Genomic DNA, 26,643 nt, shown 5'->3' with positions numbered 1-26,643 from the left:
CCGTGCCGTCCGGCGTCTTCACTTTCGGCACCCGGTGTCATTATTCTCCGACTGTCCGATGGGAGCGCTGCCCAGGGAGAGTCACATGAACGGACCGCACGCCACCCCGCCCGTCCCGGCCACCGAGATCCCGGACGAGGGCACCCCGGCCGAGGAAGCGCTGATCGAGGCCGACGAACTGATCGAGGAGGTCTCCATCGACGGCATGTGCGGCGTCTACTAGGCGCCGCTGTATGACCGCCATGGACCTCGACCGCGCCTGGGACCTGCATCCGCAGGTCTCGGTGCGGCCGGAACCCTTCGGTGCGCTGCTGTACCACTTCGGCACCCGCAAGCTGTCGTTCCTCAAGGACCGGCGGCTGCTGGCCGTGGTCCAGGCCCTCGCGGAGGCGCCCACGGCCCGTGCCGCCTGCCTGGCCGCGGGCCTCACGGAGACCGAACTGCCCCGCTACGGCCGGGCCCTCGCCGTACTCGCGCAGTCGTCGATGGTCGTCGGGAGGACCTCATGACCGCCACGCCCACGTCCGTGCCCACGCCCACGCCCACGTCCTCGTCCTCGTCCCCGTCCCGGCTGGTCGACCTGTTCGAGCTCGGGCTCGACGCACCGATCTGCCTCACCTGGGAACTCACCTACGCCTGCAACCTCGCCTGCGCCCACTGCCTGTCCAGCTCCGGCCGCCGCGACCCGCGTGAGCTGAGCACCGCCGAGGCCGAGGCCGTGATCGACGAACTGGAGGCCATGCAGGTCTTCTACGTCAACATCGGCGGCGGCGAGCCCACGGTCCGCCCCGACTTCTGGGAGCTCCTGGACTACGCCACCGCCCATCACGTGGGCGTGAAGTTCTCCACCAACGGCGTCCGGATCACCCCCGAAGCCGCCGAGCGCCTCGCCCGCAACGACTACGTGGACGTCCAGATCTCGCTCGACGGCGCGACCGCCGACGTCAACGACGCGGTGCGCGGCCCCGGTTCGTACAGCACGGCGGTCCGGGCGCTGGAGCGTCTCGCCGCGGCAGGCATGAAGAACTTCAAGATCTCCGTGGTCTGCACCCGGCACAACATCCCGCAACTGGACGCCTTCAAGGCACTCGCCGACCGTTACGGCGCCCAGCTGCGCCTGACCCGGCTGCGCCCCTCCGGACGCGGCGCCGACGTCTGGGACGACCTCCACCCGACCGCCGCACAGCAACGCGAGCTGTACGACTGGCTGCTGGCCCACGGCGAGAACGTGCTGACCGGCGACTCCTTCTTCCACCTCTCCGCCTACGGCCAGGCACTGCCGGGCCTCAACCTGTGCGGAGCAGGCCGCGTCGTCTGCCTGATCGACCCGGTCGGCGACGTCTACGCCTGCCCGTTCGCCATCCATGACGAGTTCCTGGCCGGCAACGTCCGCGAGCCCGGCGGATTTCGCGGCGTGTGGCGCGACTCGGAGCTGTTCCGGCGGCTGCGGACACCCCAGCACGGCGGCGCCTGCGCCTCCTGCGCGTTCTACGACACCTGCAAGGGAGGTTGCATGGCGGCGAAGTTCTTCACCGGGCTCCCGCTGGACGGACCGGACCCCGAGTGCGTGCAGGGGTACGGCGCGGAACGGCTCGCCCGGCGGGACACGGCCCGGCTGCCCAAGCCGTCCGGCGACCACTCGCGGCGCCCCGTGGACCTGGTCCTCACCCGCCGCCCTCCGGTGAGCGAGTGCGCCGAGAGCCCCCTGGCCGGGCTGGATCCGACACCCACCGGAAAGGGCGGGACACATGCCTAGGAACCCCTGGTTCGAGTCGGTCGCCGAGGCCCGCCGCCGGGCCAGACGGCGGCTGCCCGGCTCGGTCTACGGCGCGCTCGTCGCGGGCTCGGAGCGCGGCCGCACGATCGACGCCAACACGCAGGCCTTCGCCGAGCTGGGCTTCGCGCCGCGCGTCGTCGGCCACCACGCGGAGCGCGACCTGTCCACGACGGTCCTCGGCGTGCCCACCGCGCTGCCCGTGCTCATCTCACCGACCGGAGTGCAGGCCGTCGACCCGGACGGGGAGGTGGCCGTGGCCCGGGCCGCCGCGAACCGAGGTGTGATCATGGGGCTCAGCTCGTTCGCCAGCAAGCCCGTGGAGGAGGTGGGCGCGGCCCAGCCCGACTTCTTCTTCCAGCTGTACTGGAGCGGCACCCGCGACACCATGGTGCGGCGCATGGACCGGGCCAGGGCCGCCGGCGCCAAGGCGCTCATCGTCACCCTCGACTGGTCGTTCTCGCACGGCCGCGACTGGGGCAGCCCCGCCATCCCGGACAGGCTCGACCTCAGGACCATGCTGAGGTTCGCCCCCGACGTCCTGCCCCGGCCCGGATGGCTGTGGCGGTACGCCAGGTCGGGCCGCGTCCCCGACCTCACCGTCCCCAACCTGACCGCCCCCGGCGGCGAGGCACCCACCTTCTTCGGCGCCTACGGCGAATGGATGCAGACGCCGCCGCCCTCCTGGGAGGACCTCGCATGGCTGCGTCAGGAGTGGGGCGGCCCCTTCCTCCTCAAGGGCGTCTGTCGCGTGGACGACGCCAGGCGGGCGGTCGACGCCGGCGTGTCGGCCCTGTCCGTGTCCAACCACGGCGGCAACAACCTGGACACCACCCCGGCCACCATCCGGCTGCTCCCCGCCATCGCGGAAGCCGTCGGCGATCAGATCGAGGTCCTGCTGGACGGCGGGATCCGGCGCGGCGGCGACGTGGCGAAGGCACTCGCCCTCGGCGCCCGCGCCGTCCTGATCGGCCGCGCCTATCTGTGGGGCCTCGCCGCGAACGGGCAGGCCGGCGTCGAGAACGTGCTGGACATCATGCGCGGCGGACTGGACTCGGCCGTCCTCGGTCTCGGCCACGCCTCCGTGCACGAACTGGCCCCCGACGACCTGGCGGTACCGCCCGGCTTCCGGCTGACCCTGGGCGGCGGCGCGGCCGTGCCCCCGGCGCCCGCGGCGACCGACACCGCCCCTGTGCCCACGGCTGCCGCTCCTGAGCCGACGGCTGCCGACGCCGGGTCCACGGCCGCCTGACCATGTCCGAGGACTCCGTGCCGCCCGTCCTGGCCGACGCCGTCTGGCCGGCCGTGCCCTCCGGGGCGCTCGTCCTGGTCCCGGTCGGGTCCACCGAACAGCACGGTCCGCATCTGCCGCTCGACACCGACACCGTCGTCGCCCGTGCCGTCGCCCGGCGCACGGCCGACTACCTGGGCGACCGACCGCACGGGCCGCCGCTGGTGGCCCCCGCCCTGGACTACGGCGCGAGCGGCGAACACGCCGGCTTCCCCGGGACCGTCTCGATCGGGCACGAGGCGCTGCGCGCGGTCGTCGTGGAACTGACCCGCTCGCTGTCCCTGTGGGCGGGCCGGATCGTGTTCGTCAACGGCCACGGCGGCAACACGGCCACGCTCGGCGGTGCCCTCGCCCAGCTGCGCACCGAGGGCCACGACGCCGTCTGGACCGCCTGCGAGGTCCCCGGCGGCGACCCGCACGCCGGCCGTACGGAGACCTCCCTGCTGCTGCACCTGGCACCCGAGCGCGTCCGCCTGGACGCCGCCGTCGCCGGCGACATCCGCCCCCTGCCCGTTCTCCTGCCGGAACTGATGGCCCGAGGTGTCCGCGCGGTCTCCGCCTCCGGCGTCCTCGGCGACCCGGCCGGCGCCACGGCCGAGGAGGGCGGCCGGGCCATGGCCGCGCTGGTCTCCGCCACGGTCCGCCGCATCACCGCCTGGACCCCCGACGACCGGGGCCGTCTCACCGAACGCTGACGTCGTCCCCTGCTGCGAAAGGTGCCCGCCGATGACGCTTCCCCTCGGCTTCGTCGTCCGGTTCGACCGGCACACCCGGGTGGTCGACGGCGGCCGGGCGCTGCTCGGCGGGTATCCGACCCGGCTGCTCAAGCTGACCCCGCGGGCGCGGCGGCTGTTCACCGGTCGGGTGCTGGTCGTACGGGACGCGGCGGGCGCGCTGCTCGCGGACCGCTTGCTGGAGACGGGCATGGCACATCCCGTCGTCGGCTCGCTGCCGGCGCCGGCGGACCCCCGGTACACGGTCGTCGTGCCGGTCCGCGACCGCCCGCGCCAACTCGACCGCCTGCTGCGGAGCATCGGGCCCGGCCGCGCGGTGATCGTGGTCGACGACGCCTCCCGGCAGCCGGCCGCCGTGGCCGCCGTGGTGGCACAGCACGGTGCCCGGCTGGTCGCCCTCGCCGCCAACCTCGGGCCCGCCGGGGCGCGCAACGCCGGACTGCGCCTGGTCACCACGCCGTACGTGGTCTTCGCCGACTCCGACATCGTGCTGGACCCCGACACGGTCCCCACCCTGCTCCGGCACTTCGCCGACCCCCGGGTCGCGATGGCCGTACCCCGCATCACCGGGCTGTCCGCCCCGGCCACGACCTGGGTCGAACGGTACGAGAACTCGCGGTCCTCGCTCGACCTCGGCGCGCATCCGGCCCCGGTACGGCCCGGCACCCCCGTCTCCTGGGCCTCCTCCGCCTGCGTGGTGGCCCGGACCGACGCGCTGGGGGAGGGTTTCGACGCGGGCATGCGGGTCGGGGAGGACGTCGACCTGTGCTGGCGGCTGGTGGCGGCGGGGCGCCGGGTGCGGTACGAACCCGCCGTCCGGGCGGCCCACGAGCACCGGGTGCGGCTCGCGGACTGGCTGCTGCGCAAGGCCGTCTACGGCACCGGGGCGCAGCCCCTCGCCGAACGGCACCCCGAGTCCGTCGCACCCGTGGTGTTCGCCCCGTGGAGCACGGCGCTGGCCGCCGCGCTGCTCGCCGGACGGCGCTGGTCGGCACCGGCCGCCGCGGCCGTCCTCGGGATCGTCACCGTGCGCATCGCCCGCAAACTCGACGGCACCGAGCACCCCTACCGGCTGGCCGTGCGGCTCACCGGCAACGGAACCCTCGCCACCCTCTCGCAGACCGCCGCGCTGCTGACCCGCCACTGGTGGCCGCTGACGGCCGTCGGCTGCGTGCTCTCCGGCCGGGTGCGCCGCGCCACCGCGGTCGCCGCGCTGGCCGACATCGCCCTTGAATACCGTCGGGATCAAGCCACCCTCGACCCGGTGCGCTACGGCCTCGCCCGCCGCCTGGACGACCTCGCCTACGGGTCCGGCGTCTGGTTCGCCGCCCTCCGGGCCCGTTCCGGCGCCGCGCTGCGGCCTCGCATCACCCGCTGAGACGGGCCCAGTCCCGGTCAGCGGAAAGCGCCCGGCCGCCGCCCGTCCCCTGCCCCGACACTGGGTCGTCCCGCCGCCGGCGCCACGCCGCGCGGGCGATGGACCAGTCACCAGGAGGTGGGCGGAGTGACGCATGAAGTGGTCGGCCGTGTCGAGGAGTCGGGTCCGGAACTGGCCGCGCTCGCCGACGAGAACGAGTCACTGGGCAAGTTGAGCGACCGTACCGTCGAACTGCTGCGTTCCGCCGGTGTCATACGGCTGCTGCAGCCCAAGGAGTACGGCGGTTTCGGCGCGCATCCCCGGGACTTCGCCGAAGCGGTGATGGCGGTCGCCCGGCACGACGGGGCCGCCGGCTGGGTGTGCGGTGTCGTCGGGGTCCACCCGTGGGAGCTGGCCCAGATGGACCCGCGCCTCGCCCACGAGGTGTGGGACGCCGACCCGGACACCTGGATCGCCTCCCCCTACATGCCCAACGGCATCGCCGAACCGGTCGAGGGCGGCTATGTCCTCAGCGGCCGCTGGCCGTTCTCCTCCGGCAGCGACCACTGCCGCTGGGACTTCCTCGGGGCGCTCCTCGGGGACGGCAAGGGCAGGCCCGCGGGACCGATCACCGTCATGCACGTGGTGCTGCCCCGCGCGGACTACGAGATCATCGACGGCACCTGGGACGTCGTCGGCCTCTCCGGCACCGGCAGCAAGGACGTCGTCGTCGACAAGGCGTTCATCCCCGAGTACCGCACCGTACGGCAGGAGGCCGTCCAGGACGGGGCGGCCGCCGAGGCGATCGGGCTCACCGACACGCTCTACCGGCTGCCGTTCGCCTCGATGTTCCCGCTCGGGATCACCGCGGCCGTCATCGGCATCTGCGAGGGCGCGCTCGCCGTCCACCTCGGCCAGCAGAAGGAGCGGGTCGCCGTGACCGGCGTCCAGGTCCGCGACGACCCGTACGTGCTCTACGCGGCCGGGGAGGCCGCCGCCGAGATCGCCGCCTCACGGGTCCAGCTCATCGACGGCATCAGCCGGTTGTACGACAAGGCCGAAGCCGGCCTGCCGATCACCATCGAGGACCGGGCGAACGTACGGCGCAACCAGGTGCGTTGCGCCTGGCGGGCCGTCTCCGCCCTGGACGAGATCTTCGCGCGGTCCGGCGGCAACGCCATCCGGCGCGGCAACCCGATCCAGCGGTACTGGCGGGACGCGCACGTCGGACTGCAGCACATGATCCACGTGCCCGGCACGGCGTACCACGCCAACGCCCTGGCCCGGATGGGGCTCGAACTGCCCGAGGCGATGCGGGTCCTGATATGAGGGACGGCGCGGTCCGTGCCCGGGAGGTGGATGTGATCGAGGGCCGCCGGTTCCGTGACGTCCTGGGCAACTTCCCGACCAGCGTGGTCGCGATCACCACCACGGACGCCGGGGAACGGCCGCACGGGATGATCGTCGGCACCTTCACCTCCGTGTCCCTGGACCCGCCCCTGGTGTCCTTCCTGGCCGACCGCTCCTCCACGACCCTGCGGACCATCAGGGCGGCGGGCCGCTTCTGCGCCAACGCGCTCGCGGGCGACCAGGAGCGGCTCTCCCGGCGGATGGCGGCGGGCCCGGCGGGCGAGCGGTTCACGGACATGACCTGGCAGCCGTCGCCGCTGGGCAGTCCCGTCCTGGACGGGGTCGTGGCCTGGGTGGACTGCGCGGTGGAGCAGGTCGTCGAGATCGGTGACCACCTGCTGGTCGTGGGCCGGGTCCACGACCTGTGCGTCGAGTCGTTGAAGACCCCGCTGCTGTTCTTCCGCGGCGGATACGGCGACTACCTCTCCAGCGCGACGCTGCTGCTGGACAGGCTCGTCGGCTGGGACCAGATCGGCCGGTAGGCACCGGTCGGCAGCAGCCGGCCGGCGGACACCGGCCGGCCCACAAGGGAGCCGCAGTTGAGAAGAGACCTGTATCTGAGACTGGAACGCGTGTCGGCGTGGTGCGGAGTCGTCCTGATGGCGGGCTTCATCGTCGCCTTCAGCGCGGGCCACCTGCTCACCCCGGTGGACCCGAGGATGAGCCCCGCGGACCTCGTCACGTTCCTGCACGACCACCGCACGGGGATCCTGTGGTGCACCGTGATCATGGTGCTGGCCGTGCCCTTCGAGTACCCCTACGTCGTCGTGACGAGCCTTCAGATGAAGCGAGTCGAGGGCGGCTGGGGTCTGCTGTCCGTGATCCAGCTGACCACCGGTGTCGTCGCCCCGCTGGGCTTCTTCTTCCCTCTCGCCATCCTCTCCGCCGCCGCGTACCGGCCGGAGATCCACTCGCCCGACGTCCTGGCCGCGCTGACCGACACCTTCAACCTCATGCTGGTGGGCAACGCGTGCATCTTCGTCCTCCAGGTCTGGTCGATCGGCTACACCGCGTTCATCGACCACCGGGACAAGCAGGTCTTCCCCAGGTGGTACGGCTGGCTGAGCATCGTGCTGGGCGTGCTCCTCATCCCGGGGGCCTTCGTCTTCGTCACGGACAGCGGGCCGTTCGCCTGGAACGGGGTGCTCGCGAACACGATCCCCTCGCTGACGTACTTCGTCTGGAAGATCGCCACTCCCTATGTGCTGCTCAAGGCGATCAGGTCGGAGGAGCAGGAGCTGGCCGGCCAGGCGGAGGCCGAACCGGTGACCGTCTGAGCGCATGCCTGTGGCCGTACCCCGGTAGGGGGCACGGCCACAGACATGTCGTCAGACCGAGAGCGCGAACCCGCCCGTCACCCGCAGGGTCTCACCGGTGATGAAGGACGCCTTCGGGGAGACCAGGTACAGCAGTGCCTCGACGATGTCCTGCTCCCGTCCTTCCTGCGGCAGGATCTGCTCCCCGAGGACGCGTTCCGCCTCGGCGGGGGAGAGCTGGGCCCGCACCGCGTCGGTGAAGATCAGGCCCGGCGCGATGGCGTTGACCCGGATGCCGTCGGCGGCGAACTCCCGCGCGAAGGACACCGTCAGACCGCGCACGGCGAGCTTGGACACGCCGTAGATGCTGCGGTTCGCGTAGGCCGCCGAGGAGGAGATGTTGACGATGCAGGCGCCGGCACGGCCCTTCATGGCCTCCCGCGCAGCCATGGTGCAGATGACGGTGCCCATGATGTTGACGTCGACCACGCGCCGGACCTTCGCCAGGCCCAGTTCGGTGAAGGGCTTGTTGTAGGCGGCGTGCAGACCGGCGTTGTTGACCAGGATGTCGAGTCCGCCGTGGCGTGCGGCGATCTCGTCCACCACGGCGCCGACGCCGTCCTCGTCGGCGACGTCGCAGGCGACCCCGGTCGCGCCCCGGCCCCGCGCGGTCAGCTCCCGGGCCGCCTCGGCCGCGGCGTCGCCGTCGATGTCGGCGAGCACGACCTGCGCGCCGAGCGCCGACAGCGCCTCGCCGAAGGCCTTGCCGAAGCCCCGGCCGCCGCCGGTGATCAGGGCGACCTTGCCCTGGTGCGGTGTGGTGTCCGGCATCAGAACCTCACTTCGGTCCGAACCGCTGGCCGGCGTCGAGGCGCAGGCACTGGCCGTTCAGCATCGGGTTGTCCACGACCGCCAGAGCGAGCTTCGCGTACTCCTCGGGCCGTCCGAGGCGCCGGGGGAACGCCGCGTCCTTCACCAGGGCGGCCCGGGTCCCGGCGGGGATCTTCTCGGTGGCGCCCGTCTCGAACAGGCTCGGCGCGATGGCGACGACCCGGATGCCGAGGGAGCCGAGATCCCGGGCCATGGTCAGGCTCATGCCGGCGATGGCTGCCTTGGCGGCGGAGTAGGCGACCTGCCCGATCTGTCCCTCGAAGGCGGCGATCGAGGAGGTGTTGACGATGACACCGCGTTCACCGTCCGGCTCCCCGGGCTCGTTGCGGCTCATGTGCGCGGCGGCCAGCCGGCTGATGTTGAAGGTGGCGACGGCGTTCAGGTCGAGGATCCGGCGGAAGGTGTCCAGGTCGTGCGGGCCGTCCTTGCCCAGGGTGCGCCGCACACTGCCGCCGCCCGCCGTCGTGACCGACACGTGCAGCCCGCCCAGCGCCTGTACGGCCGCGTCCAGCGCGCTCTCGGTCGCCGCGAAGTCGGTCACGTCGACGGGGTGGAAGCTGCCGCCGAACGCGGCGGCGACCTCGCCGCCCGCCGACACCGGGCGGTCGAGCACGGCGACGTCGGCGCCGCGGGCCGCGAGGAGTTCTGCGGTGGCCCGGCCCATCCCGGAGGCGCCGCCGAACACCACCGCCTTCTTTCCCTTGATCTCCATGGGGAACCTTTCGGATCGTCCGCTCACGCGGATGCGGGAGACGCCCGCAGGAAGGTGCAGAGCCGGTCGCGGTGGACGGCGGCGTCGCCGTACAGCACGCTGTCGGCCCTGGCCCGGCGCAGGTGGAGGTGGAGCTCGTGCTCCCAGGTGAAGCCGATGCCGCCGTGCAGCTGGAGGGCCCGGCCCGCGACCTCGCCCGCCGCGGCCGCGACGTACGAGGCGGCGGCGCAGGCGGCCCGGCCGGCGTCCTCGGCGCCCGCGTCGGCGGCCATCGCCGCGTAGTAGCTGGCCGCACGGGCGCCGTGCACCCGCAGCGCGATGTCCGCGCAGGCGTGCTTGACGGCCTGGAAGGTGCCGATGGGGCGGCCGAACTGCACGCGGGACGTGGTGTGTTCGACGGTCAGTTCCAGCATGCGCTCCATCACCCCGAGCGCGTCGGCGCAGCGCAGCACCGACGCCTCGTCGAGGAGCCGCTGGATCTCGCCGGGGCCGGCGGCGAGACGGCGGTCCGGCGGCACCCGCACACCATCGAACCGGACCTCGTGGAACGAGCGGGTCAGGTCCAGGACCCGCTGCCGCCCGACCGTCACACCGGGGGCCGCACGGTCGACGAGGAAGGACGCCGGGACCCCGTCCTGGCGTGCGGTGACGAGCAGCCAGCGGGCGCCCCCCGCGTCCTGCACCGCCGTCTTCGCCCCGTCCAGGACCACCGCGTCCCCGTCGGAGCGGGCCGTGGCCCGCACGCCGTCCAGGGACCACGGGGCGTGCGGTTCGGCGAAGGCCCAGGTGGCCCAGTGCGAGCCCGCGGCGAGCGCGGGCAGCACCTCGGCGCGCAGCGCGGCCGACCCCGTGGCGGCGAGCGCCCGCCCGGCGACCGCGGTGGACGTGACGGGGCCCCGCCCGAGCGCGCGCCCCATCTCCTCGGCGACGAGGACGAGTTCCACCAGGCCCTGGCCGGCGCCGCCGTACTCCTCGGGCAGGCCGAGACCGGGCCAGCCGAGGTCGGCCGTCAGCCGCCACACCTCGGGGTCGACGTCCTCCGTACGGTCCGCCCAGGCCCGTACGTGCTCGATCGGGGCCCGCTCCGACAGCAGGTCGCGGGAGGCCTCACGGAGGAGTTCCTGCTCCTCGCTGAGCTCGAAGTTCACCACTTCAAGGTATCCTCTTTTAGATGGTCGGTCGAGATCGCTTGCTGAGATTGCAGGCAATCTGTCGATCAACCCTGTATTTGAGTATTCTGAATCCCATGGTTGATGCCGTTCTTCTCTCCGCGTGCCGCACCGCCATCGGAACCGCCCGCCGGGGGAGCCTGCGGGACACCGACGCCTTCGAGCTCGCCGTCGTCGTCGTCCGCGAGGCCGCCAGGCGGAGCGGACTGCCACCCGAGGCGATCGACGACGTCGTCCTCGGCGAATCCCTGGCCGGCGGCGGCGACATCGCCCGCCACGCGGCCCTCCAGGTGGGCCTGACCCAGGTCCCCGGCCTGGCCCACAACCGGCACTGCGCCTCCGGACTGGCCAGCGTGGCGACCGCCGCCGCCGGCGTACGCGCCGGGATGGACCGGGCCGTGATCGCGGGTGGGACGCACTCCTCGTCGATGGCGCCGGTGGCCCGGAGGCGGATTCCGGGGAGCGACGACTGGCAGGACCCCTGGATGGCGCCGACCCATGTGCCGACGCCCGACGCACCCAACGACGACATGGGGGTCCTTGTCGGCTGGAACACCGCCCGGCTGGCCGGGCTCACCCGGGCGGAGATGGACGCCTGGGCGCTGCGCTCCCACGAGCGGGCCGTACGCGCCATCGACGAGGGCCGGTTCGCCGACGAGATCGTGCCGGTGCCGGTCACCGGCCGGGACGGGACCACCTCGGTCTTCGACACCGACGAGCATCCGCGCCGCGACACCAGCGCCGAGAAACTCGCCGCGCTGAAGGTGCTGCACCCCGAGATCGAGGGGTTCTCCATCACGGCCGGCAACTCCAGCGGCGTCAACGACGGCGCCGCGGCGGTCGTCGTCGCCGGTTCGGACCTGGCCGCCGCGCACGGACTCACCCCGATCGCGACCGTACGGTCCTGGGCGAGTGTGGGAGTCGACCCCGTCGAGACGGGGCTGGCGCCGGTCGCGGCCATCCGCAAGGCCCTCGACCGGGCCGGGCTCGGCATCGGCGACGTCGACCTGGTCGAGGTCAACGAGGCCTTCGCGGCCGTGGCCGTGGCCACCACCCGTGAGCTGGGTCTCGACCCCGAGCGGGTCAACCCGTTCGGCAGCGGCTGCAGCCTCGGCCACCCGATCGCCACCACCGGCACGCGCATGGTCGTGACCCTCGCGCACGAACTGCGCCGCCGGGGCGGCGGGACCGCGGTCGCCGCCATGTGCGCGGGCGGAGGCATGGGCTCGGCGATGGTCCTGACGGTCTGACCGACGGTGATCCAGGTCGGAGCCGAGGGGCTGGACTGCCGCTGGGCGGACGGTGTGCTGTGGCTGACGCTCGACCGGCCGCAGGCACGCAACGCCATGACCATCGCCATGCGGCGCGGGCTGATCGAGGCGGTCCGGGCGGCCGACGCCGACGCGGAGACCCGGCTGGTCGTCCCCACCGGCACCGATCCCGCGTTCTCGGCCGGCATCGACCTCAAGGAGGCGCTGGGCAACGGCACCGGCTCCCCGCGCGGCACGCGCACGGACCCGGCCGAGGTGGTGCGGGCGTCCCGCACGCCGGTGCTCGGGGTGGTCAACGGCCTTTGCTACACGGGGGCGTTGGAGCTGGCGCTGTCGTGCTCGTTCCTCATCGCCTCCGACCGGGCACGGTTCGCCGACACCCATGCCGCGATCGGACTGGCGGCGGGCTGGGGGATGAGCGCGCTGCTACCGCGCGCGGTCGGCACCCGGCTCGCGCGCCGGATGATGCTGACGGGCGAGGCCATCGACGCCCGACGGGCCCTGGCGGCGGGCCTGGTCACCGAAGTCGTGCCGCACGACTGCCTGCTCGACCTGGCGCGCGAGATCGCGGACCTGATCCGTGCCGCCCACCCCGGGGCCGTCGCGGAGACACTCGCGCTGCTCGCGGACGGGGAGGACACCAGCCTCGCCCACGCCCTCGCGCTGGGAGCCGCGGTCTCGGCCGAACACGCCGGACTGGCCCGGGGCTATGTCAACGAGCACATCCCGTTCGGCAGCAGCGACGTCGGGCCGATCGTCCTCGGCATCAAGAAGTCCGGCGCCGACGTGCTCTACGCCCCGGTGATCCCCGAGACCGGCTTCGCGCTCGCCACCGGCCTGCGCCGGGCCGGGGTGCGGATGAAGTCGATCCTGCTGGCCACCGGTTACGGAGCGGACCTGCTGAAGTCGCCGCCCACGCTGAAGGTGGCGCAGGGGGTCGGTTTCATGACCTCCTACGCGCCGGTGGAGACGGGCACGAAGGCGACCACCGCCTGGTCGGCGGCGCTCAAGCAGTACGCCAAGTCCGCCTCCGGCATCCCCTCCTTCTCCCAGGCGGTCGGCTGGATCAGCGCGGACCTGCTGCTGCACGGGCTGGAGAAGGCCGGCTGCACCGCGAGCCGGAAACAGCTGATGGCAGCACTGCGCACCGACAGGAGCTGGACCGCCGGAGGACTGTTCCCGGAGCCCGCCGACTTCGCGGACAAGGGCACCTACTCGGTCGGCGGCCCCGGCGACTGCACCTTCGTCTCCGTCCTCAAGGGCACGAGGTTCGTGCCGGATCCGGCGGCGTCACCGGCCTGCGGCGAGCAGATACCCGGCGTGAAGGTCAGCGCCGGGTAGCGGCCGGGCGGCACGTGCCTCAGCGTGCCGCCCAGCTGACCGTCTTCGTCTGCAGGTACTCGTCCAGGCCGAACTCGCCCCACTCCCGGCCGAGTCCGCTCTGCTTGTAGCCGCCGAAAGCGGCCCGGGGTATCACTCCGGCGCTGCTCGCGTTGATGGCGACCGCGCCGGTCCGGATACGGGACGCCATCTCGTACGCGGCCACGGTGTCGGCGCTCCACACAGCGCCGGCGAGACCGTAGGGACTGTCGTTGGCGATCCGCACCGCCTCCTCGTCGTCCGCGAACGGAATGACGACGCCGACCGGGCCGAAGAACTCCGTGCGTGCGACGGTCATGGAGTTGCCGACGTCGGCGAAGAGCGTGGGTTCGACGAAGTAGCCGCGCCGGAGACCGGGGGGCCGGCCGCCGCCGCAGACGAGTCGGGCCCCCTCTTCCTCGCCGGCGCGGATCAGCTTCTCGACCTTGCCCCGCTGGGCCTCGCTGATCAGCGGGCCCATGGTGGTGGCCGGGTCGGCCGGATCGCCGACCTTCACCCGCGCGAGGGCCGCGGTCAGCCGGGCCACCAGTTCGTCGTGGACGGACTCGTGGACCAGCGTGCGGGTCAGCAGGGAGCAGCCCTGTCCGGCATGGGCGGTGATGCCCGTGAACGCGGCGCGGACCGCCCCGTCGAGATCGCCGTCCGCGCGGACGATGTTCGCCGACTTGCCCCCCAGTTCGAGGACGACCTTCTTCAGCGAGGCGGCGGCCTGGGCGTAGACCGTGCGGCCGACCGTGTCGGAGCCGGTGAAGCTCACCAGGTCCACCATGGGATGGGTGGTCAGCGCCCGGCCCGCCGCCACGTCGCCGGTCACGATGTTCAGCACACCCGGCGGCAGCCCCGCGGCGTCCGCGAAGTCACCGATCAGCAGGGACTCCAGGGGCGTGGCGGGCGCCGGCTTCAGCACGGCGGTGCAGCCGGCCGCGAGTGCCGGGATCACCTTCATCATGCTGAGGAAGAACGGGAAGTTGTAGGCGGAGACCAGCGCACACACCCCGAACGCCTCGCGGCGCAGCACCCCTTGGGAGACGCCGATGCCGGGCGCGATCGTGGGGTCCATCGGGCGCTCCCAGTCGAACCTGGGGATCACCCGCTCGGCCATGTCCCGCAGATGTGCCACCGGCACGCGGGTCTGAAGGGTCTCCGCCAGGCCCCGGACCGAGCCCGCCTCCGCCATGTTGACGGCGACGAGTTCGGGCAGCCGACGCTCCATCTCCTCCGCCATCCGTAGCAGGACGCCGGCCCGTTCCCGCGGCCGCATCCGTGGCCACGGTCCCTCGTCGAAGGCGCGCCGGGCCGCCTGCACGGCCTCGTCGACGTCGGCCGGCGAGGAGCCGGGGACCTCGGCGATCGTCTCCTCCGTCGCCGGGTTGCGGACGGAGACCGGCGTGTCCGACCGGCCGCCGGTACGCCGCCCGTCGATGTAGAGCTGCGCGGAGAACGCGTACGCCGTCGTCATGTCCGTCTCCTGCTCGCCTGCGGTGATACCCGAACCTGTTCAAGTTGAGTGTACTTAATTGGCGCATCATGAGAAGGGTGTGTGCCATGTTCCCCGTGTCAGCAAGGCGTCAGGTTTCGCGGCGGGAACTGCCTGCTCATTCCGTATGCTGAATCATTGACTAGACCGATCGGTACAGCTAACTTCGGCAACACCAGCGGGTTGGATTTCTGCGACGAACGACGAGGTTCGAAAGAGGTACCGCCTGTGTTCAAGGAATTTGTCGTCTCCGGCGACTCGCACATCATCGAGCCGGTCGATCTCTTCAAGACCCGGCTCCCCAGGCACCTGCGTGACCGCGCCCTGTGGGAAGAGGAGTTCACCCTCGACGAGCCGATCGTCGAGGGCGGGCACACCGAGTTCAAGAAGCTGCACACCATCGGCTTCGACGGCTGGACCATCTCCAAGTACCGGCAGACCGGCGGGGAGACCCCGGACGGCGACCCGGAACACATCCTCCGGGACATGGACTTCGACGGCGTCGACGCCTCGGTGATGTTCCCGAACCTCTCGCTGTTCGTCCTGTTCACGGACGACCACGAACTCTCCATGGCCCACGCGCGGGTGTGGAACGACTACCTGGCCGAGCGGTATCTGCCGTACAAGGACCGGCTGCGGCCGACGGCGGCGATCCCGCTCACGGACGTCCCCGCGGCGGTCGCGGAGATCGAGCGGGTCGCGCGCCTCGGGATCGGCGCGATCCTCCTGCCGGAGATCCCGCCGTTGCCGTACTACGCACGCGAGTTCGACCCGGTGTGGGCGGCCGCCCAGGCGCACGGGCTGCCGGTGTTCATCCACGTGGCGACCGGCGGAGTGCGGGTCAAGGAGCAGGTGTCCGAGACCGCGCTCACCGTCCGCGGCCTGATGACGGCCATGAACATGGGCAAGGGCAACCTGACCGACGACATGGTGGCCGGCCGGACCATGGGCAGCGCGGTCGGCTCGGCCGTGGCCGGCCCGCAGGGCATCATCGCCAGCCTCGTCGGCGGCGGGGTGTGCGAGCGTTTCCCGGACCTGCACTTCAACCTGATCGAGTACACGGCCGGCTGGCTGGTCTCCTTCATGGGGTACATGGACAAGGCGTGGAAGACGGGCACGGGTCAGGACCCTGACTGGTGGCTCGGTTTCTGGGACGACAGCCGCGGTCCGAAGGAGCAGCCCTCCATGGGGCGCCTGTTCGCGGTGAACGACAAGTGGCCCTACCCGCTCAAGCCGACCGAGTACGTCCGCCGGCAGATCCACGTCCAGTTCGCCGACGACCCCACGGCCGTCAAGGCCCGCCACATCACGGGCCTGTCGACGGTGATGTGGGGCAACGACTACCCGCACGCCGAGGGCACCTTCCGCAGCAGTGAGGAGTGCATCGCGGAGAACTTCGAGGGGGTGGGCGACGAGGACCGCGCCGCCATCCTCGGGGGCACCCTCGCGAAGGTCGTCGGCTTCGACACCAGCCGTAAGCTCGCCCCGGTCCCCGAGCAGGCCTGAGCGCCCGGCTCGCGTCCGCCCGGAGGAGCGCCCCGTCTCGGGGCGGACGCGCTGCCGCGGTGCGTGGCCGGAAGCGGCGGATCGGTGGTGCGGCGGGTCGGTGGTGCGGCGCCCCTCGAGCCACGCCCAGGGGGGCCGAATCAGGAGTGCGGGGAACTGCGCGACCAGCCCTCACCGACCCGCAGACGCACTTCTCGGACCCGCGCTACCGCTCGCCGCTCAGACCGCATCCGGCAGTGCGCCGATCAGGGCCAGCCCGGCTCGGGCGTACGCGGCACGGCGGCCGCGGCTCACCATGAAGCTCGGTGGGGCGAAGTAGCCGATGTCGCGGGGGAGCGAGCCGACGCGGCGGCTCAGCGTCTCCTTCGCGTCGGCGGTCGTGCCGCAGACGGCGATCTCGGTGAGCATCTCGTCGGTGACCGCCCGGGCCATGGTTTCGGTGTCACCGGTCCGGAAGGCGTCGCGCAGCCGGGCCACGGGCTCCTCCCAGCCGTGGTGGGCGACGAAGGGGTCGTACGTCCGGACCGTGAGGTAGAAGGCGATCATGCGCCGGGCGTCGGCGATCGCGCGTTCGGGCGCGTGGTCGTCGACCGCCGTGATGATCCAGCCGTGTTCGAGCGGACGCGTGCCGGCCGGGTCGTGTTCGTCCGCACCCCCGGCCACCGCGGGCCGTATGACCTCGTTCCACCAGGAGCCGGTGAACAGCCCGTGCCCGACGACGCCGTCGGCGACCCGGCCGGCGGTGACGGCCATCCGGGAGTTGAACGCCGCGAGCAGGACGGGGATGTCCAGCCGGCCGAGCACGGGGGCCCGGACGTCGGCGTCGAGGTCGTAGAACTCACCGGCGTACCGGACCCGCTCGCCGTTCTCCGCGTGCAGCCAGGCCCGTACGGCACCTACGGTCTCGGCGATCCGGGTCACCGGTCGTTCCGCGGGCACGCCCAGCCAGTCCCTGTTGATCCGGAACGCCGCGCTGCCCAGCCCGAGGAACAGCCGGCCCGGCGCCTGGGCGTGCAGGTGGCGCAGGGCGGTGGCGTGGGCGTAGGGGGTGCGGGCGAAGGCGTAGGCGACGGCGGGCCCCGCCATCGCGCGCTCGGTGTTCGCCACGATGTCGGCCACGGTGAGGTAGGAGTCGTGGTCGGCGAACTCGCCTGCGCAGAAGGCCTCGGCGCCGGCCTGCTCGGCCTCCCGTCCGACGTCCCGGCCGGGCCAGGGCATACCGAACCGCATGACAGCCTCCCGTTGGTCACCTCGTAACGGCGTCCTCTTGAAAAAAGTACACTTATTTGGGTGTGGGCGGGAAGTCGTCAGCGCAGTGTCCACCTCCCCCGGGGCACCGCCGAGCGGTCGATCTCGGCCTTCCCGATCGGGTTCCCGAGCTGCGTGTAGGACAGGCCGGTGCGCAGCGCCTGGGTGCGGGTGGAGTCGAGGGACTCCCAGATCGCACGGACCGTGCCCTGGACGGCGGCCGGCGGCTTCGCGGCGATGATGCGGGCGATGTCGTCGGCCCGGTCCCACAGGTCCTCGCGCGGCAGCACCTCGCTGACCAGGCCGATCTGCAGCGCGCGGGCCGCCGACACGCGCTCGTCCAGACCGAGCAGGGCGATGCGCAGCGCCTCGCCGAGGGGGACGCGCCGGGCCAGCCCGATGGGTTCGAGGGCTGCCGTGAGCCCGTAGCTGACATGCGGGTCGAAGAACGTGGCGTCCTCCGAGCAGATCAGGATGTCGGCCTCGTTCAGCCAGTAGAAGGCACCCCCCGCGGCCATCCCGTGCACCGCGCAGACCAGGGGTTTCCACACCTGGTTCAGCTTCGGCGAGAGGTACTCGCCGGGATCGGTCTGTGACCAGACGTTGGGGTGGCGGTCGATGCCCTCCTTCACGTCCATCCCCGTGCAGAACGCCCGGTCACCCGCCCCGCGCAGCACGACGACGCGCACGTCGTCGTCGTTCCTGACGGTGTCCCAGAGGAAGGTGAACTCCTCCAGCATCCGCTGGTTGAAGCCGTTCATCGCCTCGGGCCTGTTGAGGGTGACGGTGGCGACGTGGTCGGTCACCTCGAACAGGACGGTCTCTAGTTCCATCCGGCAGCTCCGTTCTCGACGCGATCGAGAAAAGTAGTATACTTTTCTCTGGTTACTCGGTGCCGCATGTTCGGCGCCACGAGAGCCGCGGAGGACACTGCGATGAGGCCACGCGTGGGGCAGATGCTCGCCAGTACGGTCGACACGACGGCGGTGATCGTCGTGCGGTGCCCGGACGAGGAACTGGAGATCGGCTGCGGCGGAGCCGCCATGGTCGAGGGCAACGGGAACGGGGCGGGATCCGCCGCCACCGGTACGGCCGACCCGGGCCTGACGGGCGGTTCACTGCTCGGGAAGCGGTACGCCGACGACGAGCTGGGCGTGGAAGTGCTGTGCACCAAGCCGGGACCCGGCACGCTGACGGTCAACGGCGTCCCGCTGCCGATGAAGACCGCCAAGCCGCTCCCGGCCTCGGACTGAGGGGCGGGCGGTCCGTGAACATGTCGATGCTCCTGGACATGGCCGCCGAGGGTTTCGGTGACCGGGTCGTCATAGGGCGCACGGACGACGGCCTGACCGCCGCGCGGCTGCGTGAACTCGCCGCCGGCGGGGCGAGGTCGATCCGCGACGCCGAGGCCGACGCGCTCGTGTACCTCGCGGTGAACGGTCCGGCCCTCCCCGCCGCGCTGTTCGCGGCGGCCCGCGCCGGAGTACCCCTGGTACCGGTCAACTACCGCCTGGGCGACGCCCAGCTGGACGCCCTGCTGGCCAACCACCCCCGTGCACTGGGCATCGCCGACCCGGCCCACGGCGCGGCGCTGCGCCGCGCGGGACTGCCGGTCCGCAGCCCCGCCGAGTGGCTCGCCCAGGCCGCGGAGCACGCCGACGCGCTGGGCGGAGCCGACGACGGCCAGGCGGTTCCCGAGGCCCCCGCCGTCCTCATCTACACGAGCGGCACGACCGCCGCGCCGAAGGGCGTGGTACTGCGCCACCGCAATCTGGTCTCCTACGTCCTGGGCACGGTGGAGTTCGCCGCGGCCGACCCCGACGAGGCCGCGCTGGTGAGCGTTCCGCCGTACCACATCGCCGCCGTGTCGAACGTGCTGACCAACCTGTACGCCGGGCGTCGTGCCCTCACCCTGGAGCAGTTCACCCCGGACGGCTGGCTCGACGTCGTACGGGAGCAGCGGATCACCAACGCGATGGTCGTACCGACGATGCTCGCCCGCATCATGGACACGGACGGGCTCGACCGCTCGGTGCCCTCGCTGCGCACGCTCGCCTACGGCGGGGCCCGGATGCCGGTCCGGGTCGTCGAGACCGCGCTGCGCGCCTGGCCGCACGTGGACTTCGTGAACGCCTACGGGCTCACCGAGACCTCCTCCACCATCACCGTGCTGGGCCCGCAGGAGCACCGTACGGCCGTCGCGAGCGAGGATCCCGCGGTTCGGGCCCGGCTCGGCTCGGCGGGGCTGCCGGTGCCGGGTGTCGAACTGGAGGTCCGCGACGTGTCCGGCGCGGTGGTGGCCCCCGGCGAGACCGGGCAGATCTGGGTACGCGGCGAGCAGGTGTCGGGGGAGTACGCGGGAGGGGGCTCCGCCGTCGACGGGCGGGGCTTCTTCCACACTCGCGACCGGGGCCGCCTCGACCACGACGGCTACCTCCACCTGGAGGGCCGGGCCGACGACACGATCATCCGCGGCGCCGAGAACATCGCGCCCGCCGAGATCGAGGACGTCCTGCTCGGCCACCCGGACGTGCTCGACGCGGTGGTCGTCGGCGTCCCCGACGAGGAGTGGGGCCAGCGCATCGAGGCGGTGGTCGTCCTGCGCGACGGCGGGAGCGTCGACCCGGAGGTCCTGCGGGCCGAGGTGCGCGGCACGCTGCGCGGCTCGAAGACGCCGGAGCGCATCACCCGCTGGCCGGAACTGCCCCGCACTCCGACGGGCAAACTGATCCGCCGCGACATCGTCCGGGCGCTCACCGCCGGGGACCGGACGGGGGCCGGCGCATGAGCGTCGTCGCCGACAGCGCGGACCTGACCGCGGAGCTGACGCGGCGGACGGCCGTCGCCCTGCGCGACTGGGCACCCGGGGCCACGGTGGAGTCGGTCGAACCGCTCGCCGGCGGCACGTCGAGCCTCACGTACGTGGCCGTACTGGCGGGTGCCCCCGCCGGCCACGAGCGCGTCGTCCTCAAGGTGGCCCCGCCCGGCCTGGAACCGGTCCGCAACCGGGACGTCCTGCGCCAGGCGCGGCTCATGCAGGTGCTGGCCGGGGTGCCCGGTGTCCGGGTGCCGAAGGTGCTGTTCTCCGACAAGGGCGCCCCCACGGCCCAGCAGCCGTTCGTGGCCATGGAGCTGGTGCCCGGACAGTGCGTGGAGCCGGTGCTCGTGCCCCGCGGAACCGTGCCCGCCGGGCAGGTGCGGGCCCGTGCGCTCGACGCCGCCCGGATGCTCGCCCACCTGCACCGCGTGGACCCCAAGCGCACCGCGCTGGCCGTGGAGCCCGTCGTCACGCCCGCCGCCGAGATCGACCGCTGGGCACGGGCGTTCACCACCGTCCCCGAGGACCTGCGCGCCGGTTGCGAGGCGGTCGAGGCACGCCTGCGGGCCACCGTGCCCGCCGCGATGATGCCGGTGTTCACCCACGGCGACTACCGGCTCGGCAACACACTGTGCGACGCCGACTCGGTCAACGCGGTCATCGACTGGGAGATCTGGTCGCTCGGCGACCCCCGGGTCGACATCACCTGGCTGACCTTCTTCACGGACGAGGCACATCACCCGGCGTCCGTCTCCGAGGAGCCGACCGGGATGCCCGGCAGGGCCGAGCTGATCGACGCGTACCAGGAGGCGCGTGGCGAACCGCTGCGTGACATGGCGTGGTTCGAGGCCCTGACGAAGTACAAGGAGGCGGCGGCGACGGCGCTGCTGATCAAACGGGGGCGGAAGGCGGGGCGGTTGACCGACATGCATCGGCGGATGGCACCGGCGTTGCCGGTGTTGTTGGACGAAGCAATGGGGTTGCTCGGCTGAGTGCTTCGGCTGCGGGCGCGTCGTGGTTGCTCGCGCAGTTCCCCGCGCCCCCGAAAACGGGGCGCGACCGCAGCCCCTGCTTTCAGGGGCGCGGGGCACTGCGCGACCAGCCCCCACGCACCCGCACTGTTCAGTACAACCCGCCATCCACCCGGATGACCGACCCCGTCGTGTAACTCGACGCCTCGCTCGCCAGATACAGCGCCGTGCTGATGATCTCCTCCGGCCGTCCCGGCCGGCCCACCGCGCTGCGCGTGCTCTGCCTCTTCTCCTCCGTCCACGCCTTGGAGATGTCCGTCAGGAACGGGCCCGCGGAGATCGTGTTGACACGTACCGTCGGACCGTACTCCAGGGCGAAGACCGTGGTCAGCGCGTTGAGCGCGGCCTTGGCACCGGCATACGGGCCGAACCGCGGCTGGGGGAACAGCGCGCCCGACGAGGAGATGTTGACGATCGAACCGCCGTCGCCCTCGGCCATCCGCCGCCCGATCAGCGAGGCGAGCCGGAACGGGCCCTTGAAGTTGACGCCGATCACCTTGTCGAAGAGCTCCTCGCTGGTCTCCGCGGAGGAGGGGGCCAGCGGGGACATCCCGGCGTTGTTGACGAGGACGTCGACGTGACCGAACTCCTCGTACGCGAGGTCCGCGAGCCGGCCGAGGTCCTCCCAGCGGCCCACGTGCGCGGCGGCCGGCAGCGCGCGCCGGCCCAGCTCGCGGACCTCCGCCGCGACCGTCTCGCACGCGTCGAGCTTGCGGCTCGCGACCACCACGTCCGCGCCCGCGGTGGCGAAGGCCCGCACCATCTCCCGGCCCAGCCCCCGGCTTCCGCCGGTGACGAGCGCGACCTTGCCGGACAGGTCGAACAGGTCGGCCGGGGCGATGGACTTGGCGTCCCGACCGCCCGCGTCGCGCTCGCCGCTCATCCGTCCACCCGGCCGCTGAGAGCGTCGTCCTCGATGATGTGGGCGTACCGCTTGCGGGCCGCCTCCAGCTTCGGCGGGATGTGCTCGCTCGGGAACAGGCCCTCGGCCGCCGTGTAGTTCCTGAGGAGCTGCTTGGCGATGGTGGTGCGGTGCACCTCGGTCGGGCCGTCGGCGAGAGCGAGGTTGGGCGCGGCCATCCACCACTTGGCGAGCGGGAGTTCACCGGTGGTGCCGAGCGAGCCGTGCAGATGGACCGCCCGCTGGACGATGTCGTGCAGCACCTTCGCCGTCTGCACCTTGCACATCGCGATCTGGGTGCGGGCGGCGCCGTGGGGCTGGGTGTCGATGATCCAGGCGGTGTGCAGCACGAGGAGCCGGAACTGCTGCAACTCCACCCAGGAGTCCGCGATGAACTGCTGCACCGCCTGCTTGTCGGCGAGCAGGGTTCCCTGCGTACGGCGGGACAGCGCGCGCTCGCACATCATGTCGAAGGCGCGCGCGCACTTGCCCACCGTACGCATCGCGTGGTGCACCCGGCCGCCGCCGAGCCGGGCCTGTGCGACCTCGAAGCCCTCGCCGGGGGCGCCGAGCATGGCGTCCAGCGGGACGCGTACCTGGTGGTAGCGGATGTAGGCGTGGATGCCCTCGTCGAGGTTCTCCCGCTCGTCCATGGTGCCGACGTTGCGCTTGATCTCGATGCCGGGCGTCTGCGCCGGCACGATGAACATCGACATGCGTCTGTGCGGGGGCGCGTCCGGGTCCGTGACGGCCATGACGATGAGGAAGGCCGCGTACCGGGCGTTGGAGGAGAACCACTTCTCCCCGTCGATCACCCACTGGTCGCCGTCTCGCCAGGCGCGGCAGGTGAACTCCTTGGGGTCGGCGCCCGCCTGCGGCTCGGTCATCGAGAAGGTCGAGACGATCTCGCCGTCCAGCAGCGGCCGCAGACAGGCGGCCTTCTGCTCCTCGGTGCCGAACATCGCCAGGATCTCGGCGTTCCCGGTGTCCGGGGCGGCGGTGCCGAAGACCGTCGGTGCCCAGTAGGAGCGGCCGAGGACCTCGTTGAGCAGGGCGAGCTTCACCTGGCCGTAGCCGGGCCCGCCCAGTTCGGGACCCAGGTGGCAGGCCCACAGACCCTGCTTGCGGACCTGCTCCTGCAACGGCCTGAGGATCGCGCGGGCCTTCTCGTTGCCGGTGTCGTACGGGTCGCCGCCGTGCGGGAACAGGAGGTCGAGCGGCTCGACCTCCTCGCGCACGAAGGCGGCCGCCCAGTCGAGCTTGGCCTGGAAGTCAGGTTCGATCGTGAAATCCAGCATGGCGAAAACAGTATACTTTTTGGCGGCCTCGGTCCATACTCGGAGCCGCAAGGGGCCGATTAGGTATGCGCAATAGCAGGTATGCGCGTAAGTGAGGTCGGGAGGTCGAGTCGGATGCAGAGGCCGATGGAGGGCGTGCGGGTGCTCGAAGTCGCGCAGTTCACCTTCGTCCCGGCGGCGGGTGCCGTGCTGGCCGACTGGGGTGCCGACGTGATCAAGATCGAGCACGCCGAACGCGGCGACGCCCAGCGCGGGCTGGTGCGGGTGCTCGGGTACGAGGCGGCCAGCGAGGGTTCCTCGTTCTTCCCGATCATGGAGGGGCCCAACCGCGGGAAACGCAGCGTCGGCCTCGCCCTGGAGAAACCCTCCGCGCGGCCCGCGCTGGAGGAACTGATCCGGTCCAGCGACGTGTTCCTCACCAACTTCCTGCCGGAGGCCCGCAAGAGGCTGCGGATCGAAGTGGAGGACGTCCGGGCGATCAACCCCGACATCATCTACGTCCGGGGCAGCGGCTTCGGCGCCCGCGGGGAAGAGGCCGGCAAGGGCGGCTACGACAGCACCGCCTTCTGGGCGCGCGGCGGCAGCGCCGCCGGTGTCACCCCGCCCGGCGCCGACCGCATGACCCGGATGCCGGCCGGCGCGTACGGCGACTCGATGGGCGGCATGACCATCGCCGGCGGCATCGCCGCCGCGCTGTACTCCCGGGCCACCACCGGCGTACCGTCCGTCGTGGACGTGTCCCTGATCGGCGTCGGCGCCTGGGCGACCCAGTTCACCGTCAACCTCGCGCTGCTGACCGGCGGCCCGCTCCCGGTGCGGACCCAGCCCCGGTACGGCTCGGCCACCAACCCGCTCATCGGCGCCTACCGCACCGCCGACGGCCGCTGGATCGAACTGTCGATGCTGCAACCGGGCCGCTACTGGGCCGAGTTCTGCAAGCTGGCCGGCCGCGAGGAGCTGGGCGGCGACGAGCGGTTCGACAGCACCGAGAAGCTGATGGCGAACGCGGCCGAGGCCGCCGAGATCGTCGCCGGTCTCATCGCCTCCCGCCCCTACCCGGAGTGGGTGGAGATCCTCTCCCGGGGCGAGGGGCAGTGGTCGGCCGTGCAGAACGCCTGGGAGGTGGGCCAGGATCCGGCCCTGCGGGCCAACGGCCTCATCGCCCCCGTCGTGGACGCCGACGGCGTCGACCGCGAACTGGTCGCCAGCCCCGTGCAGTTCGACGAGACCCCGGCCACCCTCACCCGGGCACCGCAGTTCGCGGAACACACGGACGAGGTACTGCGCTCGCTCGGCTTCAGTGACGACGAGCTGATCGCGCTCAAGATCGACGGCGCGGCGACCTGACGGACGTACGGCGAGACGGCGAGACGGCGAGGCGACGAGACGTGACCGGACGACGAGACGTGACCGGACGTACGACGAAAGGAGCCGTGATGCGGACGAAACTCGACGAGTCCGAGGGAACGTACGAGGGCACGCCCGCCTACCACTTCGACAACCGGCTCGGCGGGCCGGTCCTCAGCCACCAGGAGCGCTGGGACGAGATGGCCGGCACCCACGACGGGTTCCGCAGCACCGTCGCGCGCGGCTTCTGGGTCGTCACCGACGGGCCGGCCGTGCAGCAGGCGCTCCAGGACTGGCGGACCTTCTCCAGCAAGTCGGTGACGGCGCTGGAACCGGACCCGAAGTTCCTGTGGATACCCGAGATGCTGGATCCGCCCACGCACAGCGTGTGGCGGCGCCTGCTCGGCCGCTACTTCTCCCCGGGCGCCGTGGCCGCCCGAGAACCGGAGGTCCGCCGGACCGCGGCGGAGCTGATCGACGCGCTCAGGGACCGCGACGGCGCCGACGTGCTCGACGAGTTCGCGCGCCGCTTCCCGACCCTGATCTTCATGCGCATGATGGGCCTGCCGGAGGACGACCTGCCCACCTTCCTCGCCTGGACCCGCGAACTGCTGCACCTCTCGCACGCCGAGGACCCGGGCGGCGCCCGGCAGCTGACCGCCATGCGGGAGGTGTCGGCGTACTTCGAGGAGCAGATCGCGCTGCGCCGCAGAACGCCCCTTGACGACCTGCTCTCGCACGCCATGACCTGGACCATCGACGGCGAACCGATCGACGACCGGGACATGCACGCCTTCTGCGTCCTGATGTTCCAGGCCGGCTTCGACACCGTGCCCATCTCGATCGGCTGGGCGCTGTACCACTTCGCCACGCACCCGGAGCAGCGCGCCGCGATCCTCGCCGATCCCTCGCTGATCCCGACCGGAGTCGAGGAGATCCTGCGCGTCTACTCCTTCGTCGTCCCGGCGCGCAAGGCGACCCAGGACGTCGAGATCGGCGGCTGCCCGGTCAGGGCGGGCGAGATGGTGATGCTCCCGCTCGCGGTCACCAACCGCGACCCCGAGCGGTACGAGAACCCGCTGGAGGTGGACCTGCACCGCAGGGCCACCAACCACATCGCGTTCGGCTCCGGCCCGCACCGCTGCCTGGGCTCGCACCTCGCCCGCCTCGAACTCAACGTGGCGGTCGAGGAGTGGCACCGGCGCATCCGCGACTACCGGGTCGCCCCCGGCCAGGAGCTGTGGCAGCACGGCAACATGTACGGCATCAAGTCGCTGCGGCTGGAGTGGTGAGGCGCCGGCCATGACACATCCCCTGCACGCGGCGGACCTGTACCACACCGGGATCGTCGTCGACGACGTGGACGCCTGGAAGGCCCGGATGACGGAGGCCGCCGGGTACCGGTGGACCGAGACCATGTCGGCGGAGCTGCCGGTGCGGCTGTCGGACGGCGACCGGTTGCTGAACCTCCGCTACACCTACTCCCTGGACGCTCCGCACATCGAGCTCGTCCAGGCGATCCCCGGCACCCCGTGGACGGCCGCCGCACACATCGCCACCCACCATCTCGGCTACTTCTGCGACGACCTGGCGACGACGTCGAAACGGCTGGCGGCGGCGGGCTTCGCCCTGGAGGCCTGCGCGGTCGTCGACGGCGAACCGTCCGTCTTCGCCTACCACCTGGCCCCCTCCGGCATCCGCATCGAGATCGTGGACCGCACCCGGATTCCCGACTTCGCCGCCTATCTGCGGTCGAAGACGCCCCGGTGACG

At 72.1% G+C, this 26,643-nt stretch carries 26 protein-coding genes; 18 read left to right on the top strand and 8 right to left on the bottom strand.

Annotated elements, in window-relative coordinates:
* Positions 1-85: 85 nt before the first annotated feature.
* From mftA to ACZ4UV_RS22535, 9 genes are all read left to right on the top strand, one after another.
* A complete protein-coding gene (gene mftA, locus ACZ4UV_RS22575) occupies positions 86-223 on the top strand; it encodes a mycofactocin precursor MftA (protein WP_351501234.1) in 138 nt (45 codons plus the stop codon).
* Positions 224-233: 10 nt separating this feature from the next.
* A complete protein-coding gene (gene mftB / locus ACZ4UV_RS22570; RefSeq protein WP_451015747.1) occupies positions 234-509 on the top strand; it encodes a mycofactocin biosynthesis chaperone MftB in 276 nt (91 codons plus the stop codon).
* On the top strand, positions 506-1,756 hold the full coding sequence (mftC, locus tag ACZ4UV_RS22565; RefSeq protein WP_467840110.1) for a mycofactocin radical SAM maturase: 1,251 nt from the start codon (positions 506-508) through the stop codon (positions 1,754-1,756). The genes mftB and mftC overlap by 4 nt, the downstream gene beginning before the upstream one ends.
* On the top strand, positions 1,749-3,026 hold the full coding sequence (gene mftD / locus ACZ4UV_RS22560; protein WP_467840107.1) for a pre-mycofactocin synthase MftD: 1,278 nt from the start codon (positions 1,749-1,751) through the stop codon (positions 3,024-3,026). Before mftC ends, mftD begins: the two co-directional genes overlap by 8 nt.
* A 2-nt stretch (positions 3,027-3,028) precedes the next feature.
* A complete protein-coding gene (mftE, locus tag ACZ4UV_RS22555) occupies positions 3,029-3,760 on the top strand; it encodes a mycofactocin biosynthesis peptidyl-dipeptidase MftE (protein WP_451015750.1) in 732 nt (243 codons plus the stop codon).
* Between the two features lie 31 nt (positions 3,761-3,791).
* Positions 3,792-5,177: a mycofactocin biosynthesis glycosyltransferase MftF gene (gene mftF, locus ACZ4UV_RS22550; RefSeq protein WP_451015751.1), complete on the top strand. Its 1,386-nt coding sequence runs from the start codon at positions 3,792-3,794 to the stop codon at positions 5,175-5,177.
* Between the two features lie 126 nt (positions 5,178-5,303).
* Complete coding sequence (locus tag ACZ4UV_RS22545) at positions 5,304-6,485, top strand: acyl-CoA dehydrogenase family protein (RefSeq protein ID WP_451015752.1); 1,182 nt, start codon at positions 5,304-5,306, stop codon at positions 6,483-6,485.
* Positions 6,482-7,048 (top strand): flavin reductase family protein, encoded by a 567-nt coding sequence (locus ACZ4UV_RS22540; protein WP_451015753.1) that lies wholly within the window; start codon positions 6,482-6,484, stop codon positions 7,046-7,048. The genes ACZ4UV_RS22545 and ACZ4UV_RS22540 overlap by 4 nt, the downstream gene beginning before the upstream one ends.
* A 57-nt stretch (positions 7,049-7,105) precedes the next feature.
* A complete protein-coding gene (locus ACZ4UV_RS22535) occupies positions 7,106-7,843 on the top strand; it encodes a hypothetical protein (RefSeq protein ID WP_451015754.1) in 738 nt (245 codons plus the stop codon).
* Between the two features lie 51 nt (positions 7,844-7,894).
* Here ACZ4UV_RS22535 and ACZ4UV_RS22530 read toward each other — a convergent pair whose 3' ends face one another.
* Genes ACZ4UV_RS22530 through ACZ4UV_RS22520 form a run of 3 tightly spaced genes read right to left on the bottom strand, consistent with a single transcriptional unit; the run spans position 7,895 to position 10,573 of the window.
* Positions 7,895-8,653: an SDR family NAD(P)-dependent oxidoreductase gene (locus tag ACZ4UV_RS22530; RefSeq protein ID WP_390039271.1), complete on the bottom strand. Its 759-nt coding sequence runs from the start codon at positions 8,651-8,653 to the stop codon at positions 7,895-7,897.
* 7 nt (positions 8,654-8,660) lie between these two features.
* On the bottom strand, positions 8,661-9,425 hold the full coding sequence (locus ACZ4UV_RS22525; RefSeq protein WP_451015755.1) for an SDR family NAD(P)-dependent oxidoreductase: 765 nt from the start codon (positions 9,423-9,425) through the stop codon (positions 8,661-8,663).
* A gap of 23 nt (positions 9,426-9,448) precedes the next feature.
* A complete protein-coding gene (locus ACZ4UV_RS22520; RefSeq protein WP_467840101.1) occupies positions 9,449-10,573 on the bottom strand; it encodes an acyl-CoA dehydrogenase family protein in 1,125 nt (374 codons plus the stop codon).
* A gap of 98 nt (positions 10,574-10,671) precedes the next feature.
* Between ACZ4UV_RS22520 and ACZ4UV_RS22515 the strand changes: the two genes are divergently transcribed.
* Positions 10,672-11,844 carry a thiolase family protein gene (locus tag ACZ4UV_RS22515; RefSeq protein ID WP_451015757.1) on the top strand — a complete coding sequence of 391 codons (1,173 nt, stop codon included), beginning with the start codon at positions 10,672-10,674 and terminating at the stop codon, positions 11,842-11,844.
* 6 nt (positions 11,845-11,850) lie between these two features.
* Positions 11,851-13,206: an enoyl-CoA hydratase-related protein gene (locus ACZ4UV_RS22510; RefSeq protein ID WP_467840098.1), complete on the top strand. Its 1,356-nt coding sequence runs from the start codon at positions 11,851-11,853 to the stop codon at positions 13,204-13,206.
* 19 nt (positions 13,207-13,225) lie between these two features.
* On the opposite strand, the gene ACZ4UV_RS22505 is transcribed toward ACZ4UV_RS22510, so the two are convergent.
* Positions 13,226-14,704: an aldehyde dehydrogenase family protein gene (locus ACZ4UV_RS22505; RefSeq protein ID WP_451015759.1), complete on the bottom strand. Its 1,479-nt coding sequence runs from the start codon at positions 14,702-14,704 to the stop codon at positions 13,226-13,228.
* A gap of 246 nt (positions 14,705-14,950) precedes the next feature.
* Between ACZ4UV_RS22505 and ACZ4UV_RS22500 the strand changes: the two genes are divergently transcribed.
* Positions 14,951-16,228, top strand: coding sequence for an amidohydrolase family protein (locus ACZ4UV_RS22500; RefSeq protein ID WP_451015760.1), 1,278 nt, complete (start codon positions 14,951-14,953; stop codon positions 16,226-16,228).
* A gap of 219 nt (positions 16,229-16,447) precedes the next feature.
* Here ACZ4UV_RS22500 and ACZ4UV_RS22495 read toward each other — a convergent pair whose 3' ends face one another.
* Together ACZ4UV_RS22495 and ACZ4UV_RS22490 are read right to left on the bottom strand one after the other, a co-directional pair.
* Positions 16,448-17,458 carry an LLM class flavin-dependent oxidoreductase gene (locus tag ACZ4UV_RS22495; RefSeq protein WP_467840093.1) on the bottom strand — a complete coding sequence of 337 codons (1,011 nt, stop codon included), beginning with the start codon at positions 17,456-17,458 and terminating at the stop codon, positions 16,448-16,450.
* A 77-nt stretch (positions 17,459-17,535) separates the two neighbouring features.
* The gene (locus ACZ4UV_RS22490) at positions 17,536-18,309 is read right to left on the bottom strand and encodes an enoyl-CoA hydratase/isomerase family protein (protein ID WP_451015762.1); all 774 of its coding nucleotides are present in this window, start codon (positions 18,307-18,309) and stop codon (positions 17,536-17,538) included.
* A 102-nt stretch (positions 18,310-18,411) separates the two neighbouring features.
* Here ACZ4UV_RS22490 and ACZ4UV_RS22485 point away from each other — a divergent pair, with 102 nt between their 5' ends.
* From ACZ4UV_RS22485 to ACZ4UV_RS22475, 3 genes are read left to right on the top strand one after another with little or no spacing between them, the layout of a single operon-like run.
* Complete coding sequence (locus ACZ4UV_RS22485) at positions 18,412-18,729, top strand: hypothetical protein (protein WP_451015763.1); 318 nt, start codon at positions 18,412-18,414, stop codon at positions 18,727-18,729.
* A gap of 14 nt (positions 18,730-18,743) precedes the next feature.
* On the top strand, positions 18,744-20,264 hold the full coding sequence (locus ACZ4UV_RS22480) for a class I adenylate-forming enzyme family protein (RefSeq protein ID WP_451015764.1): 1,521 nt from the start codon (positions 18,744-18,746) through the stop codon (positions 20,262-20,264).
* Positions 20,261-21,286, top strand: a complete 1,026-nt coding sequence (locus tag ACZ4UV_RS22475; RefSeq protein WP_467840088.1) for a phosphotransferase family protein — start codon at positions 20,261-20,263, stop codon at positions 21,284-21,286. The genes ACZ4UV_RS22480 and ACZ4UV_RS22475 overlap by 4 nt, the downstream gene beginning before the upstream one ends.
* A gap of 130 nt (positions 21,287-21,416) precedes the next feature.
* Here the strand turns inward: ACZ4UV_RS22475 and ACZ4UV_RS22470 are convergent, their stop codons facing one another.
* On the bottom strand, positions 21,417-22,208 hold the full coding sequence (locus ACZ4UV_RS22470) for an SDR family NAD(P)-dependent oxidoreductase (protein WP_451015766.1): 792 nt from the start codon (positions 22,206-22,208) through the stop codon (positions 21,417-21,419).
* The gene (locus ACZ4UV_RS22465; protein WP_451015767.1) at positions 22,205-23,524 is read right to left on the bottom strand and encodes an acyl-CoA dehydrogenase family protein; all 1,320 of its coding nucleotides are present in this window, start codon (positions 23,522-23,524) and stop codon (positions 22,205-22,207) included. The genes ACZ4UV_RS22470 and ACZ4UV_RS22465 overlap by 4 nt, the downstream gene beginning before the upstream one ends.
* A gap of 114 nt (positions 23,525-23,638) precedes the next feature.
* On the opposite strand from ACZ4UV_RS22465, the gene ACZ4UV_RS22460 reads away from it, so the two are divergent.
* The 3 genes from ACZ4UV_RS22460 to ACZ4UV_RS22450 all read left to right on the top strand — a co-directional run bounded on the left by ACZ4UV_RS22460 (position 23,639) and on the right by ACZ4UV_RS22450 (position 26,641).
* On the top strand, positions 23,639-24,871 hold the full coding sequence (locus tag ACZ4UV_RS22460) for a CaiB/BaiF CoA transferase family protein (protein WP_467840084.1): 1,233 nt from the start codon (positions 23,639-23,641) through the stop codon (positions 24,869-24,871).
* 89 nt (positions 24,872-24,960) lie between these two features.
* Complete coding sequence (locus tag ACZ4UV_RS22455) at positions 24,961-26,163, top strand: cytochrome P450 (protein WP_467840081.1); 1,203 nt, start codon at positions 24,961-24,963, stop codon at positions 26,161-26,163.
* Between the two features lie 10 nt (positions 26,164-26,173).
* Positions 26,174-26,641, top strand: a complete 468-nt coding sequence (locus ACZ4UV_RS22450; RefSeq protein ID WP_390039231.1) for a VOC family protein — start codon at positions 26,174-26,176, stop codon at positions 26,639-26,641.
* The last annotated feature ends 2 nt before the right edge of the window (positions 26,642-26,643 follow it).

It is taken from the genome of Streptomyces sp. NPDC028289 (genome assembly GCF_055565975.1).
The sequence above is the reverse complement of the archived record's forward strand: the minus strand, read 5'-3'. Positions and strand labels throughout refer to the sequence as shown.